Here is a 16,186-nt window from a genome sequence, read left to right as displayed (position 1 = left end):
TTGCGTGCATCTATACTTATCTTTAGTTAATAAAATCACAAGCTATGGTAACCCTATATAAATCTAAAAGATAGGGTTAACCCTATCTTTTACCATAAAATATATAACTATATACCTTTTCATCTTTTCTAAAATAGCTTTCATATTTCCCCCCTTTATCTACAGCCTCAGATATTGCTTCACTGATGCACTTATAATTCAGCTTCTTAATTTCTTCCTTTACATTACTTAAGATATAATTTTTTCTATATTTTCCATCAATAAAGCTATTTATACTGAATTTTTTAAATAATATATATGAACCTAATAAAAGTCCATCATCTTTTATATAATCATCTATAAGCTTTAAAAGAAATCCATCATGTTCAAAGGCATAATTACTGGAACCAGAATAATCAAATAAAACGTCAATGGATTTATCCTTAAGTGGCATTTCTAAAAAGTCAGAGCATATAAAAATTACTTTCCTTTTACAATCAGCTTTTTCTAGTATTTTTTTTAAAAATTTATGGCCTAAAATATCATGGTCTACTGCCAAATAAATTGAATCATCAGGTAAATCATTATATATATATCTAAGAAGAAAACCAACCCCTGAGCCCAAATCCAATATAACCTTATTCTTAAGCTTTTGAAAATCAAGCTTTTTGTATGACCATTCCAATCCCTTATATACGTTGTTTAAATAATTTGGATCAGTATCATTTATATATTCTGTTATATAGCTGTCCATGTGATTAATTATATACTCTCTATCTAAATTATTACTTTTTTCCTGTGATTTACTATTTACAATCAAAATTCCATCTTCAATTAAATATTCTTCACCACATTTGCATTTAAGCTTTCCTTTTATTATTTGATTATTTGATATATTGGCCTCATGTAATATTAAATCACCACTACATTTTAAACATGACAATATGTTTAAAACTCCTATATCTACACCAATTTTAAACTCATTGCTATATTCCTTATCTGAAAGTTCTTTTATTTTTCCTTCAAGCTTCGATTTGATTTTGGGTAATACTTCCAATTGTCTCATTACCTCTTTATGTTTATTTACAAAAAACTCCTTAAAGCATTCAACTTCCTGATAAGGTGTAAGTTTACCAAGTCCTTTAAATAGAAAAATAGATTTTATCTCATTTAATGTAAAACCCATTTCCTTTAAGCTTAATACTTCTTCTAAATCCTTTTGACATCTTTCATCAAAATTATAATGACCGCCTATTTTTTCTGGGTTAATCAACCCTAAATTCATATAATGCCTTACAGTATCTATACTTACGTTATTTTCAGTAGAAAACTGTCCTATTTTCATTTTATCACCTAACTTCTTAATGATATAAGCAAATTACATAATTACATTATGCAATTATATTAATTCTATTATATCAATTTATTTCAAATATTGTTCACAATAATATAAGCTCTCTACTGAATATAATTTTTGTTTTATAGATACAATACTATCCGGATTAATAATCTCTAATTTTCAAATACTAATTATATAGAGTTCCTAGTAAAACTTAATTTATAAAGAGGTGTTTAAACTGGCGAAAAGAATAAGAGCTGATGGAATGAATAAATGTATAGGATGCTATTCCTGTATGCTTAGCTGCTCTGCTGTAAATCACAAGAGTCATTCCCTAGAAAAAAGTGCTATAAAAATAAAAACAAGCGGCGGCATTAGAGGAAGATTTACTAGCACCCTTTGTTTAGCTTGCAATGATGAAATAGCTTGTTTAGAGTCCTGTACTTCAAATGCCCTGGAAAAAAGGCTCGGTGGAGGTGTTATTCTAAATGAAGATAAATGTACTGGATGCAAAAAATGTGTATCAGCTTGTATAGTAGGAGCTATTTCATTTGACGAAGAAAGAAAAAAACCTATTATCTGTAAACATTGTGGCATATGCACAAGCTTTTGTCCTCACGAGTGCTTAAGGATGGAGGAAGTAGACGATGTTTTATAAAAACTATATAAAAATATTATATATTGACTTATTAAATAAGAAAGTCACAGTAAAAAAAAGAGATGATTTACATGATTATCTTGGTGGTGTTGGTGTTGCTTCAAAGCTTCTAGAAGAAAATATTAAACCTAATTTACATCCATTAAATGAAAATCAACCCATAGTATTTGCTGTGGGCTGTGCCTCTTCAATTTTTCCTGCTATAACAAAAACTGTAGCTATGTTTTATTCCCCCTTAACAATGGAGCTTGGGGAAAGCTATGCAGGTGGAAGAATGGCTATGTCCTTAGTTTTCGCAGGATATGATGCAGTTGTGATTACCGGAAAAAGTAAAAGGCCAATATATTTAACTATAGAAAGTGATAATATTAAATTTAATGATGCCAGAGCCCTATGGGGACTTACTACAGCTGAGACTGGAAGAATAATAAGAGAAAGAGAATCGGGAGAAGGCAAGAGAAGTATATGTAGAATTGGACCGGCAGGTGAAAATCTTTCCAGCTTTGCAAACGTCTGTGTAGATACCTATAGACATTTTGGACGTCTTGGACTTGGAGCAGTATTTGGGAGCAAAAATTTGAAAGCAATAGTCACTATAAGTAATAAGAGCTTTGAAATTAAAAATCCCTCAAAATACTTAGGAGCTTATCAGAAAATATTTAGAAAATTAACTAGTACAGATATTATGCAAAAATATCACGACCTAGGAACATCTGCAAATGTCTTATCGATGAATGAAATTAAAGCTCTACCTACTAAAAATCTGAATAAGAATAAATTTGAAAATGCTAAAAATATTTCTGGCGAAAAGTTTGCAATTAAAAATTTAGTTAGAAAAATGGCATGTCCAGGATGCCCCGTTGGATGTATACATATAGGTCAATTTAGAAGGGCATTTGATAAAGGCTATGAATATGAAGCTGTAAGCGTAGCTTATGATTATGAATTAATATTTGCTTTAGGAAGCTATTTAGAAATAGCTACAACTGAAGATGTCTTGAGCTTAATTGAAGTAGTAGAAGAAATGGGACTTGACGCTATCTCTACAGGAGTAGTACTTGGATGGGCTACTGAAGCCTATGAAAAAGCACTAATTAGTGACAAAAACACTATTATACCTATTGAATATGGTAATATAAAAAATTATATTAAGGCTATTAAATATATGGCCATCAATAAAAATGAATTCTATAAGGTTTTATCAAAGGGCTCTGCCAAAGCTGCTGAAAAATATGGAGGCTTAGATTTTGCTGTTCAATTTGCAGGAAATGAAACACCTGGATATCATACAGGTTATGGCTCAGTCCTTGGTCATACTGTTGGAGCTAGACATTCTCATTTATGTAACGGAGGCTATTCTTTGGATCAATCAATGAAAGAGTTTAATAAGGAAAAGCTTATTGAAGGAATATTTAATGAAGAAAGAGAAAGATGCCTTTTAAATTCTCTTATAATTTGTTTGTTTGCAAGAAAGGTATATGATAGAAAAACTATTCTCCTTGCGTTAAACTCTATAGGCTATAATTTTACTGATGCTGATCTGACTTCTATATCAGATAAAATTTATAAGACTAAGCTTCGAATAAAAAAAATGTTGGGTTTTGATCTGAAAAATGTAATATTGCCCAAGAGAATTTTTGAAACACCTTCTGCTAAAGGGCATATTGATGAGAATATAGCTTATGAGCTCATTGATATGTATAATAAAAAAATTGAAAATTATATGAATTAATAAGCGATTAACAATCTAAATTAACCTGTTATGTTAGTAAATGAAATTTTTTGTTTTTAAATATAGCTTAGGGAGTATTAATATTTCATTTGAGTGATTTTTATAACACATAGGAAATTATAATCTTAACAAATTATAAATGAATATAATTTCCGTCATGTGTTTCAAAAAAGTCTATCTTATAATAAATGTAAAACAATCTTCTTCAATATTTGCCCAGGGAGCTTTAAACTCCCTTTTTCAACTAGAACTTACTAGCATAGTAACTACATCGGATCCTAATATTATAAAAACAGAAAAAAGGAAACTAATTAACAAATCTAAAAAGATATTTCTATGTTTAAAATATATTACTTAATTATATCTTCTAGTTGTGCATCGATTGATTCAGTCAGATCAGTTACATTTAGTTCAATCTGTTCTCCAATTTTACCTGCACTTACAATAATTTTTTGTATTTGAGATGCACTAGCATCTACAAAGGTTTTATACTTTTTCTTCATTCCTATTGGAGAGCATCCTCCCCTAATATATCCTGTATATTTTAAAATATCCTTAACTGGAATCATTTCAACCTTCTTTTCCCTAGCTACCTTTGCAGCCTTTTTTAAATCTAATTCATGGGCCACAGGTATTACAAATACATAAATATTCTTACTGCTTCCTTGTGTTACTAAGGTTTTATATACAATATTGATATCTTTACCGATTTTATCCGCAACAGATATCCCATCAATTTTACCATCATTTTTATTATACTGATAGGCAATATACTTGATTTTTTTCTGATCCAAAATACGCATTGCATTAGTCTTTTTTACTTTAGCCATTCTCTCACCCCTATTCAACATAAACTTCTGCAAAAGATAATTGAAATAACTATATAATATTAGTTGAGGAAATTGCATAACTCTAATTTGGCTGGGTTACATAATATATATGGTATGGCTTTGAAGATTTTAAAATTATATGTAGTAGATAATCTTTTTGGAAGGTAATTATGCAATTTGCTCAGTTAAAACAAATTTGCCCCCTGCTCCAAAAGCTCATTTAAAAAAATGTCATATTCTCTTTCATATTTTGTTACTTTAAGTTTTTCAGTAAAATATTCCCCTAATTCCCTTTTTAAAGTCTCTGTATTTTCTCCCAAGGCTTCTTTCCTATAAAAATATTTTTTCAATAATCTGTATTCTTCTTTTGTAATTATATATCTATAATTATTAGCTTTTTTGTTTTTCAAATCTATTATATCAGGCATATCCTTTTTCTCTTCTACTACCACTATTGTAGATGCCAATAAGTCTCCTACTCTTTTATACTCTTTTGTAAAAAACATTAATACTACACCAACCCCATAATAATCAATAATAATTCTAAATAAATTTCTAATAATGGAATGTTTAATTGTTATTGGCTGACCATTGTTTCTGATAGTTCTTAGTTTAAATAATTTTTTACCAGGAGTCATCCCATTCATAGACATTTCAAATATTATAAAATATCCGTAGGCAATTATCCAGATAATAATTATAGCGACCCCTATTACCCATCCTCCATTTTCTTCATATAAATCCAATGGATTTATTTCAAAAGCAATCAATGTTATCAAAATTATTAGTATGGCAGCTCCTTGAATAAAAAAATCTATTACTGCTGCTGCAGCTCTAGAACCTAAACCAGCTAACTTGTATTCAATTTCTATATTCTCAGGAGTTGTAATTTTTATTTTATTCATGCTTTCACTCCAATCATTCTTAAATAAAATTTGACCATTTATTTCTAATTGCTTATTTGATACAATAGTTTGGTAGAGGTGATAAAAATTGAAGGAAAATCAATTTATTGAAAAACATACATCTTCATGGACAGAATTAAAGAACCTTACGGATTTATTAGATAAAAAGGGTATTTCAAAGCTTAATTCGAAACAAATTCGAAAATTCCTATATCTTTTCCGTAAAACAAGCCATCATTTATCATATTCAAAAACTCATTTTCCAAATAGTGATATAGTTCCCTATCTTAACTCATTAGCTGGAAGAGCCCATAATCATATTTACGCCGTGAAAAAAGGCAGTATATCAGATATCTTTAAATATTTTAGCATGGACTTTCCTAGTCAAATAAAAAAATTTCGTGCTTATATACTAACAGCTTTTTTAATCTTTTTTACAGGCTTTATTATAAGCTTAATTATGGTTGAAATAAATTCAGAAAATGCATCATATTTTCTACCAAATAATATGATTGAAAATATAAATTGGGAAATGAATAATCATGATAATTGGGATTATCCATTAATGTCCAGTGTGATCATGGTTAATAATATTTCTGTATCCTTCAAAGCCTTTGTCCTTGGTATAACCCTTGGTATAGGTACTATTTATATTCTATTTTATAATGGTGCAATTCTTGGGGCTTTAACCGGGCTTGTATATCACTTTGGTAATCCCTTTACTTATTGGTCTTTAATTTTACCCCATGGAATAATAGAATTGACGGCTATTTTTATTTCCGGTGGAGCTGGATTAATTATAGCACGGTCAATACTAATCCCAAAGGAGTATTCAAGAAAACATTCTATCATAAAAGGTGCTAAAGAAGCAGTTTATTTGATATTTGGCATTGGATTAATGCTAGTAATTGCCGGTATTATTGAAGGCTTTTTTACTCCACTTTCAATATCACCCGGTGCAAAATTAATATTTGCTTTAGTAACAGCAATGGGACTTATTAGTTATTTTGCTATCCCATATTTTATAAATTCCAAGCTGCAAATTTTTAAGTAATTCTCTAAAACACTAAAAACAGTTATCTATACATAACTGTTACCTAGAAAAACATTCTATTCTTTATATACAAATATTTGTTTATAGCATTCACTGCCAATTCTTCCGGACAACATTCTATGCACATAATTCCCCTGGAATTTAGTTTTTGTATTATCGTTTTTCGTTCTCTAAGTATTTCCAGGGCCACTCCCTTATTAAAAATATCATGTTCATTTTCTGAAGTCATAGATGTAATTTTTTTAAGTCTTTCATCTTTCATTAACATAATTACTACAATATTATTTTTTGACAATATAGATAAAGTTTTAAACATATCTTCGGCTTCTTCACTGGTTTCAAAATCTGTAAATAAAAATATTAAACTTCTACGTCTTTCTTTTCTTTTAAAATAATAAAATGCCTCTTCATAATTTGATGTGTCCTTTGTATGCTCAATATGGTACAATGCTTCCATAAGACCGCTTCTATGACTATATCCTTTCCCAGGCATTATTAGATTTTCAACCTCTGTATTAAAAATCATAAGTCCTGATTTATCTCCATTTTGATTTACTATATCCGACAATAACAAGGCCGTATTAATTGCAAGATCCAATTTTTTATACCCTCTTACAGAAAAACTCATAGGCCTGCCTGTATCAATCATCATATATACATGCTGATTTTTTTCTGGTTCATATTGATTAACAATAGGTTTGTTTTCCTTTGCCGTGGCCTTCCAATTTATCCTTCTATATTCATCCCCAAAGACGTACTCTCTTAAGCTTTCAAACTCAGAGCCCTTACCCAATAACTTAAAAGGCTTTTGACCGGTTTTATAATACTTACTATTATAAACAGCCAATCTATATTTCCTTAGATCCTTTAGATTGGGATATACCTTATACTCCCTTTCCAGTGGTAATTTAAACTGCTTCATACAAAGTTTCAAATTACTCTTATAGCGTACATGTATATTTCCAAATTTATAAGCTCCTCTTTTTTTCGGTATCACTTCATATTCGAAGACTTTATTACTATGGGGCATAATACACCCCTTCATTATTTTTTCATGGGATTCAAAATAGAAATCTGGAAATTCATCCTTTATTTCCAAATAAATTTTTTTGCCAGTAATATTATAGATTTCAAACCTCATTTTTTCACTTTCATAAATAGAAAGTTTAGTATCGCCAATCCTTTCTATTTTAAATTCTTTGTCTGAAGGAGAAAGAAAATAATCTAATATCAATACCGTAAAGCATGTCAAATTGTACAAAATAAAGACCATTAAATGCAAACCGACAAAATAGGAAGCTGCAACAATTACAACCCCTGCTGTCAGAATATATAAAAACCGCCTTGTAAGAATCAATTCAATCACCCAACTCTCTATCTAAAACAATTTAAAAAGTAACTGACAAAATATTTCATCCTATCTAGGCACTTTTATACCAGATAAAATACTTTCTAAAACCTCATCTTCTGTTGTTCCTTGTATTTGTACCTCTGGCTTTAGTATGATTCTATGTCTAAGACAAGGTATAGATACACTCTTAATGTCCTCAGGAATTACGAAATCCCGGCCACTCATTACAGCATGGGCTTTTGAAGTATACAGAAGTGCAATAGATCCCCTAGGGCTGCTTCCTATTTCTATAAATGGGTGATTTCTTGTTTCTGATACAATACTGATAATATATCCAATTAGATCATCATCTATTTTCGTATTATTTATTTCCCTTCTACATTTTAATATATCCTCTGCACTACATACTACACTAACTCCTCCCCTGTCTAAATCAATACTTGTGAATCCTTTATTATATTTATTCAAAACTTCCTTCTCGGCTGAAATTGAAGGATAATCAACTATGAGCTTAATCAAAAACCTATCTAATAAAGCCTCAGACAATGGATATGTTCCTTCATACTCAATTGGGTTTTGTGTAGCAAAGATCATATATGGATTAGGAAGTCTTATGATTTCACCATCTATTGTTACCGTTTGCTCCTCCATAGCTTCCAATAACCCTGCCTGGGTCTTAGGAGGAGTTCTATTTATCTCGTCTGCCAATAGGAAATTTGTAAATACAGGTCCTTTCTTTAATTCAAACTCTCTGGTCTGCATATTAAAAATCTTTGTTCCTGTCACATCAGCAGGCATTAGGTCCGGTGTAAATTGTATCTTTTTAAAATCTATATTAATAGTTCTTGATAGTCCTCTAACCATAAGGGTTTTTGCAAGTCCCGGAACCCCTTCAATCAAAACATGACCACCGCATAAAAGAGAAATTAAATTGAATTTAAGTAATTCATCTTGCTCTACAACAACTTTCTTAATTTCCCGAGTTATTTTATCTATTATATTCTTTGTATATCCTTTTTCAACCTTTTCCAATGGCTTTCTCTCCTTTTTATGAGTATTTTTTTAAGCTCTTCAATTATAGATATTGTTTCCAAATATTTTTTCCTTCTTTTTTTTTCACTTTTATCAATACTTACTAAACTATTTATCATTCTATATAATTTCTTTGCTTTGTTAAGCTTTGGTAAATTTTTATTTTCCCAAAGCTTTAACCATTCTTCCTTAATATATTCGTTCTTTCCAAATAATCCTTCCACTTGTAGTAGAAAATCATCGTAATAGCTTTTTAAAACTACTTCCCAACATCCAGCTTTATGATATAAAGCAGCCACCGAGTAAATATATTCATTTTCACTTCTTTCCACTTCTTCATAAAGGGGTATAGGCCTACCGAATCTTTTCCCTTTATAAAAAATTATTGCTCCTATTAATATAGCCAATTGAAATAGTATGAACTTAACGCCCCCAGGAATATCTCTCCACAAAGATGGCTTTTGACTACTTTCATACAGGTAAAATTCATTAAATTCTAAACTGTTATAATTCCATTTATCTATTTGACTTAATATCCAATATGCACCATCGGTATTTATAGTTAATGTTTTATTAGCTATTAGTTTAATATTTCCTGTCAGTATTTTTCCCTTTCCATAAGAGTAAACCGACCCATCATTCTTTTCATATGTATTTATTTTTTTGCCATATTTCAATTTTCTATTTTCTAAATCTTCATATAGATAAACTAATTTACCGCCATTTTTTATCCATTTTTTAATTTCATCATTGTTTATATTAAATTTTCGATTATTTTTGGCAGAAACAATAATTTGTACCTTATCATGGGATTTATCTTCTACATTATCTAAAACTAGTTTAACTGGGTAGTTTAATTTCTTCATGGTTTCGTATATAATACTCATTCCTTTAGAGCCTCTATTTAAAACTGAATAGGAAGTGCCGTTATCATTTCTATGATCAGCATAGTTTAAACTCAACCATAAAAATACAGGAATCAATAGTATAAAAAGCCATATGTCCTTTCTATTTTTGTTTTGCAAAATCATTCACCCCATTATTCAATATTTCTATGGTTTTCTCCCATGATTTATAAACTTCCTCATTTATTACTTTGTGACCATACCATACTTTATTGAATAAATGAGCAGCCTCTTCAAGCAAATCTATGTTTTTAAAATTATTTTTTCTTAATGCAAAGACTATCTCACTATTTGTCTGAGTTTCATCTAAGGATAAAAGATTATATTCATTCATCTGAAAGAGAAGTGCAATAAAGCTATATCTAATGGCTTCTCTATATTGGCCTCTATCTTTAAAAGTTCTAGCTTTTTCATATAATCCTACTGTAGTAGTTTTTTCATCAATTACCTCTCCAAGTATTCTTTTGACCCTATTATCTTTTTTAATCATCTTTTTAATAGATAAAAATATTAAAATTATAATTAAAATTATAATAATTGTTCCGATAATAATGATTCCATTAGAGGCAGAAGGTACAACTCTTGATATTTCATCTCCACTAAAATTCAAAGATTCCAGCCATTTTTCTAGCCAAGAGATAATCCTTTCCCTTAATTTTCCCATTACATCTATATAATTCTGATTGAACTGTTTATACTTTGAACTATTCAATATTCCTTCAATCGTTTTATCAAATTTTTCTTTCGTTGGAGTTAATAGCTCAGCTATATATATCACTCTTCTTCTCCTTTTCTATAAATAACCAATTTCTAAACTTATTAAGCCTTCAATTGATCTATATTTATTTCCTCTTTTAAATTTTCAAGCTCCAATTTTATATCATAACCTTCCTTTTTAAAACGTTGATTATAATACAAAACAGTAGTAAATATTCCTTTAAGTGGAGATATAAATATAGACAATATTATTTGTAAAGGTATTCTTATATAATTTCCAACCATCAATAAAGCAGCCATATTTGGCTCATGTAAACCTATAGCCTTTAAAAGAAGAATAATAAGACCTCCAATAACACCAAAAAAAGAATACATGGAATATGTAATTGCTAAAACTACAATATAAAATAGTATATTTATGCCTAATAATCTCCAAAAACTGTTCTTAACAAGGATTCTACTCCTTTTTAATGCTTTTAAAAAATAAAGTTTGTCAATAACAACGGCTTGAATTGAAAACATATATAAAGTTATTAAACAAATAGTTATAATAGCTACTATTATTCCCAGTAGAATAATCCATATATTAATGCTATCTAATGCATAGTTTAAATCTCTATATATTAAATCAAAATTATATACTGCAGCAGCAGAAATAATTATTACCGGAAGAAATGCTAATCCATATCCTATTATTATAGTGATAATAGCAGGAATTTTTTTAAAAGCCATTCCCAAAGACTTTTCAAATTGAACATTTTTATTCAAGAAAGCCTTAGAAGCAATATCAATAATTCCTGCTTGTTTCATAAATTTAAATAATAGCATTAACGCAAGAACAATACCAAAAATAGTGAAAAAGTAAAATACTGGCCCAAGGCTTGTACCGGGAAATATACTACTCCTTCCATATCCTATAAATAAATTAGCCGTTGTATAGACAAATCCAAATATTCCAATAAAAAATATTATAATATATGCAATAAAGCTTATTATATAGTATAAAAACAGATACAGGGCAGAAGAGGCCATATGCTTTTTATGTATATCAAAGGTCTTATCCATTGCATCTGTAAAGGTCATTATAGAATATTTTTTCAAACCCATTTTTGCCTCCTTAATAAGAAATATTATAAAATCCATTACAGTATGAATTATATATCATTTATATTGTTTTTACAATAATTAGTAATTCCTGGTTTGAAGGTTTAATCTTTAAAATACTGCTTTAGATTTTAATAAATTCTACTTCCTTCATTCCTTGAAAAACATATAAAAAATAGATATGAGATGAAAAATTTTCTCAGCCCATATCTACCCTATTAAACTACCATATTTAATTTTTTCATAAACATAAAAATAAAATATTATTTTATTATAGCTGTTTTGCAAGCCACTTAACTAATCTATCCCATAAAGTACTATAATATTCCCATTCATACATTGCAGAAGGTGACCAATGGGGTGTACAATCCGTAGCATAGGCCAATGTTCTACCATTTCCATATTCACCAATTGAAATAATAGGGTCTTTATCATTTTTTACTAATACAGTTGCATTTTCCTTGGGTATTAAGCGATTGTATCCTAAAATATATGGCAAATCACTAGGTAATCCATTTAATATTATATGGGATCCAGGATTTATTTTCAAATCAACACCTTCTGGTATCTCTACTCTATCATCATAGGTCAAGAGATTAACAGGTAAAATATCCTCAATATGTGTATCTTTATATTTTCCCTTAGCTTCTATTCCTTGAAAGGTCATATAGCCTCCAATCATACCAAAGCCTCCACCTTCATTAACATAATCTTTTATAAGCTTTAATTTGTTGACAGTTCTCTTTGAAAACCTTGCAGTATCGGGATGTAATAACATTGTATTTGCTCCTACATCACTTAATAATATAACATCATATTTTTTCAAATCACTTAAGTCTGTAGGAAAATCTAAATGTACCCTATGACAAGGAATATGAGTAAAATCATGTCCTTCCCTTTCAAAAACATCTTTCATGATTAATGCAGGTTCATTATATCTAGTAGCTGCAAAATTGTCATAACCTTTGTATTCAATCGTATGAACAACACAAGATTCTCCAACAAATAATATAGATAATGATTGTTTCATAATAATCCTCCTAATATTCACTTTTCATTTTTTTTAATTTTTTCATGACATCATTCTCTCTGCCAAAATAATTGTATAATTTCTTATATTCTTTATATATCGCTTGATAAGCTTCTACGTTTGTTTCAATAGGCTTATATACGATATCCAATAATCTTCCCATCCTAGATGCAGCTTCTTCTATGCTGTCATATCCACCACTTTTATTTCCTGCAGATACTGCGCCAAACATAGCAGCTCCTAAGGCCACAGCTTGATCTGATTCAGATATTTTTATATTCATATTCATTACATCAGCATAAATTTGCATAAGAAGGGGATTCTTCTTACTTATTCCTCCGCATGCATAAATAGAGTCTATTTTTATACCGTGATTTCTAAATGTTTCAACTATCATGTTCTGTCCAAAGGCTGTTGCTTCAATAAGTGCTCTATATATTTCCTCAGGCTTTGTTGAAAGAGTAAGACCAAGTATCATTCCTGAAAGATCTGCGTCTATAAGAGTAGACCGATTGCCATTAAGCCAGTCAAGACACAAAAGACCTGTTTCCCCTGGTTTAAGCTTTGCTGACTTCTCATTTAACAATTCAAAAATTGTTATCTTTTTATTTCTTGCTTCTTCAACATAATTAACTGGTACACAGTTGTTTATAAACCAATTAAATATATCTCCCACAGCAGCCTGTCCAGCTTCGTATCCATAATATCCTGGTATTACTGCATCCTTTACAACACCAGATATTCCTGGTATCTTTATTTCTCTTTCATCAATCAATATATTGCATGTTGAAGTCCCTACAATAATTACCATATTACCTGGACTACTTATTCCCATTGCCGGAAAAGCCACATGAGCATCTATAGAAGCCACTGAAACAGCAGTTCCATCCTTTAAGCCTGTTTTTTTAGCTATTTCTTCATTTACATAACCTGCTTTAGTTCCTATTGAAAATATATCATTTGAAAGCTTATCCTCTACAAGATTTTCTAATTTAGGATGCAGCATTTTAAGAAAATCTCCCGATGGATATCCTAATTTGCTATTCCATGTGGCTTTGAATCCAGCTGCACAACAGTTTCTTTTAAATTGACCCGTTAGTTTAAAAACAATCCAGTCTCCAGCTTCTATAAAGGAATGGGCTTGATCATATGTTTCGGGACTTTCACTTACCATTTGCATTAATTTAGGAATCATCCATTCAGAGGATATTTTCCCTCCATATAGTCTTAAAAATTCCTCATTTTTTTGTATGGCTAATTCATTTAATATATCTGCATAATATTGTGCAGAATGATCTTTCCAAAGTTTTGCCCAGCTATAAGGATTCTTTCTATGCTTTTCATAAAAGCATAGAGGGTTGCCTTTACTGTCTATAGGAAGTATGGTACATGATGTAAAATCTACTCCTACTCCAATTATATCTTCACTATTTACACCAGATTTTTCAATAACATCAGGTATTATATGATATAAAACATCAAGATAATCTTTAGGATCTTGAAGAGCCCAATCTTCTTTTAACTTTATATCTGTATTTGGAAGAACTGTATTTATTACTCCACTGGCATATTCCTTTGAAGACATTGATATCTCCAAGCCATTACTTACATCTACAAGAACTGCTCTAGCAGATAAAGTACCAAAATCAAGTCCAATCGTATATTTGGCCATAAAACTCCTCCTTCAAAGGCAGTTAATAAAATCTAATTATTTACTAAATTATTTCTTCCCATATAAGGGTCCATAATTACTGCAAGCTCTAAAGTCTGATCCTTCCAAATTATTGGTTCCAAAGGCTGTCCAAGCACTTGGTCTAAATATTCTATTTTCAGGCACATTATGCATATTGACTGGAATTCTCAACATTGAGGATAGAGTAATCAAATCTTCTCCAATATGTCCATAGCTTATTGAACCATGATTTGCTCCCCAATTATGCATAACAGAATAAACATCCTTAAAAGCACCTATACCTGTTAATCTTGGTGCAAACCATGTTGTAGGCCAAGTTGGATCTGTACGTTCATTCAAAATATTATGAACTTCATCGGGTAAATTCACTGCATACCCTTCTGCTATCTGTAAAACTGGACCTAAACCTTTAACAATATTTATTCTAGACATTGTAACAGGCATTTCACCTTTAGTTACATAATTAGATGAATATCCTCCACCTCTAAAATATTCAAGACTAGCTGGCCTCCATCTTGTTGCATCGAGGCATTTCTTAACTTCATCAGCTGTTACTTCCCAGTGTGGTTTTATTACTGGATTGCCATTTTGGGACTGCTGACCTGTACCATCAAGGGCAGCTGCTCCCGAATTAATCAAGTGTATAATACCCTTTGATGCTACTCCATTTAATTCATATCCTGAAACACGCTTAATAGCCTCAGGACTCCAATAGGTTCTAACATCTGCAAAAATTTGAGCAGTTCCTGTAAGTAAATGTCCAAATAACATTGATACTCCATTTAAGCTGTCATTTTCAGTTGCTAAAATATAGGGCTGTCTAATACCATTCCAGTCAAAGGAAGAATTAAGTATAGCTTCCATAAAGTCTCCATTAGGAAAATGGTCTGTCCATTGTCTTTGTCCTTGAAATCCTGCAACAATTGCATTATGTCCCTCTGCCTCTTCTTCATATCCTATGTGTTTAAGAACTGGATTCCCTGCCATAAGATCTTTTGCAATAATAGCCATTTTCACACTTGTTTCCCAGTCCATATTTTTTTCTTCTCTAGAATGCTGTATCTCCTTCTTATTATTATCACTTCCTTCAATACAATTTTTCCTAACCCATTCTAATGCCCTCTGATATTCTTCTTTGTCATATATTTCTTCTTCAATTCTTCTAATAAATTCTGACATATCTATATATTCACATCTCATACCAAGATAGCTTTCAAAAAAATCAGGGTTGACCATAGAGCCTGCAATTCCCATAGATACACCGCCCATAGACAAATATGATTTCCCCCTCATATAAGCCACCGCAAGTCCTGCTTTTGTGAAATTTAACAATTTTTCTTTTACATCATCGGGAATTGTACTATCTCCCCTATCCTGAACATCTTTACCATAAATACTGAAGGAAGGTAATCCCTTTTGATTATGGGCTGCCAGTGCTGAAGCAAGGTAAACAGCACCTGGTCTCTCTGTACCATTGAATCCCCAAATCGCCTTTGGAATCATAGGATCCATATCAATTGTTTCTGCTCCATAGCACCAGCATGGAGTAACACTTATAGTTAATCCTACACCCTCTTTAGAAAATTTCTCAGCACATTTTGCGGCCTCTGATACACCGCCTATTGTAGTATCAGCAATAATACATTCGACAGGTTTACCATTTGTATATTTTAAATTTTGTGAAACTAACTCAGCTACAGCCTTAGCCATATCCATTGTCTGCTTCTCTAAAGCTTCCCTTATTCCTTTCCTTCTTCCATCTATTATTGGACGAATTCCTACTTTGGGTAAATATCCTTTTAGTCTCTCATTAAATTCATTCATTACAATCCTCCTAAAAAATTCACATTAAGCTAA

The 16,186-nt window shown here is 30.6% G+C and carries 14 protein-coding genes; 3 read left to right on the top strand and 11 right to left on the bottom strand.

What is annotated here, in order from left to right:
- Positions 1-82 precede the first annotated feature (82 nt).
- Positions 83-1,324 (bottom strand): MerR family transcriptional regulator, encoded by a 1,242-nt coding sequence (locus B5X81_RS04695; RefSeq protein ID WP_079489779.1) that lies wholly within the window; start codon positions 1,322-1,324, stop codon positions 83-85.
- Between the two features lie 259 nt (positions 1,325-1,583).
- On the opposite strand from B5X81_RS04695, the gene B5X81_RS04690 reads away from it, so the two are divergent.
- Together B5X81_RS04690 and B5X81_RS04685 are read left to right on the top strand one after the other, a co-directional pair.
- On the top strand, positions 1,584-1,976 hold the full coding sequence (locus B5X81_RS04690; protein WP_079489778.1) for a 4Fe-4S binding protein: 393 nt from the start codon (positions 1,584-1,586) through the stop codon (positions 1,974-1,976).
- Positions 1,966-3,708: an aldehyde ferredoxin oxidoreductase N-terminal domain-containing protein gene (locus tag B5X81_RS04685; RefSeq protein WP_079489776.1), complete on the top strand. Its 1,743-nt coding sequence runs from the start codon at positions 1,966-1,968 to the stop codon at positions 3,706-3,708. Before B5X81_RS04690 ends, B5X81_RS04685 begins: the two co-directional genes overlap by 11 nt.
- Positions 3,709-4,058: 350 nt before the next feature.
- On the opposite strand, the gene ybaK is transcribed toward B5X81_RS04685, so the two are convergent.
- The gene (gene ybaK / locus B5X81_RS04680) at positions 4,059-4,538 is read right to left on the bottom strand and encodes a Cys-tRNA(Pro) deacylase (RefSeq protein ID WP_079489775.1); all 480 of its coding nucleotides are present in this window, start codon (positions 4,536-4,538) and stop codon (positions 4,059-4,061) included.
- A 185-nt stretch (positions 4,539-4,723) separates the two neighbouring features.
- The gene (locus tag B5X81_RS04675) at positions 4,724-5,443 is read right to left on the bottom strand and encodes an RDD family protein (protein ID WP_079489773.1); all 720 of its coding nucleotides are present in this window, start codon (positions 5,441-5,443) and stop codon (positions 4,724-4,726) included.
- An 88-nt stretch (positions 5,444-5,531) separates the two neighbouring features.
- On the opposite strand from B5X81_RS04675, the gene B5X81_RS04670 reads away from it, so the two are divergent.
- On the top strand, positions 5,532-6,497 hold the full coding sequence (locus B5X81_RS04670) for a stage II sporulation protein M (protein ID WP_079489772.1): 966 nt from the start codon (positions 5,532-5,534) through the stop codon (positions 6,495-6,497).
- A 43-nt stretch (positions 6,498-6,540) separates the two neighbouring features.
- On the opposite strand, the gene B5X81_RS04665 is transcribed toward B5X81_RS04670, so the two are convergent.
- The 8 genes from B5X81_RS04665 to B5X81_RS04630 all read right to left on the bottom strand — a co-directional run bounded on the left by B5X81_RS04665 (position 6,541) and on the right by B5X81_RS04630 (position 16,153).
- Positions 6,541-7,854: a DUF58 domain-containing protein gene (locus B5X81_RS04665; RefSeq protein ID WP_079489770.1), complete on the bottom strand. Its 1,314-nt coding sequence runs from the start codon at positions 7,852-7,854 to the stop codon at positions 6,541-6,543.
- A gap of 60 nt (positions 7,855-7,914) precedes the next feature.
- Entirely contained in the window at positions 7,915-8,880 is a 966-nt protein-coding gene (locus B5X81_RS04660; RefSeq protein WP_079489769.1) for an AAA family ATPase, read from the bottom strand.
- Positions 8,844-9,905 carry a hypothetical protein gene (locus B5X81_RS04655; RefSeq protein ID WP_079489767.1) on the bottom strand — a complete coding sequence of 354 codons (1,062 nt, stop codon included), beginning with the start codon at positions 9,903-9,905 and terminating at the stop codon, positions 8,844-8,846. The genes B5X81_RS04660 and B5X81_RS04655 overlap by 37 nt, the downstream gene beginning before the upstream one ends.
- A complete protein-coding gene (locus B5X81_RS04650) occupies positions 9,889-10,563 on the bottom strand; it encodes a hypothetical protein (protein ID WP_079489766.1) in 675 nt (224 codons plus the stop codon). Before B5X81_RS04650 ends, B5X81_RS04655 begins: the two co-directional genes overlap by 17 nt.
- A 41-nt stretch (positions 10,564-10,604) precedes the next feature.
- Complete coding sequence (locus B5X81_RS04645) at positions 10,605-11,609, bottom strand: hypothetical protein (protein ID WP_079489764.1); 1,005 nt, start codon at positions 11,607-11,609, stop codon at positions 10,605-10,607.
- Positions 11,610-11,877: 268 nt separating this feature from the next.
- Positions 11,878-12,636 (bottom strand): glutamine amidotransferase, encoded by a 759-nt coding sequence (locus tag B5X81_RS04640; RefSeq protein WP_079489763.1) that lies wholly within the window; start codon positions 12,634-12,636, stop codon positions 11,878-11,880.
- A 10-nt stretch (positions 12,637-12,646) separates the two neighbouring features.
- Complete coding sequence (locus B5X81_RS04635; RefSeq protein WP_079489761.1) at positions 12,647-14,308, bottom strand: ribulokinase; 1,662 nt, start codon at positions 14,306-14,308, stop codon at positions 12,647-12,649.
- Between the two features lie 48 nt (positions 14,309-14,356).
- Positions 14,357-16,153 carry an L-fucose isomerase gene (locus tag B5X81_RS04630; protein WP_079489760.1) on the bottom strand — a complete coding sequence of 599 codons (1,797 nt, stop codon included), beginning with the start codon at positions 16,151-16,153 and terminating at the stop codon, positions 14,357-14,359.
- Positions 16,154-16,186: the final 33 nt, after the last annotated feature.

The organism is Maledivibacter halophilus (genome assembly GCF_900167445.1).
GTDB lineage: Bacteria > Bacillota > Clostridia > Peptostreptococcales > Caminicellaceae > Maledivibacter > Maledivibacter halophilus.
This window is presented reverse-complemented; position numbering and strand designations above follow the sequence as displayed.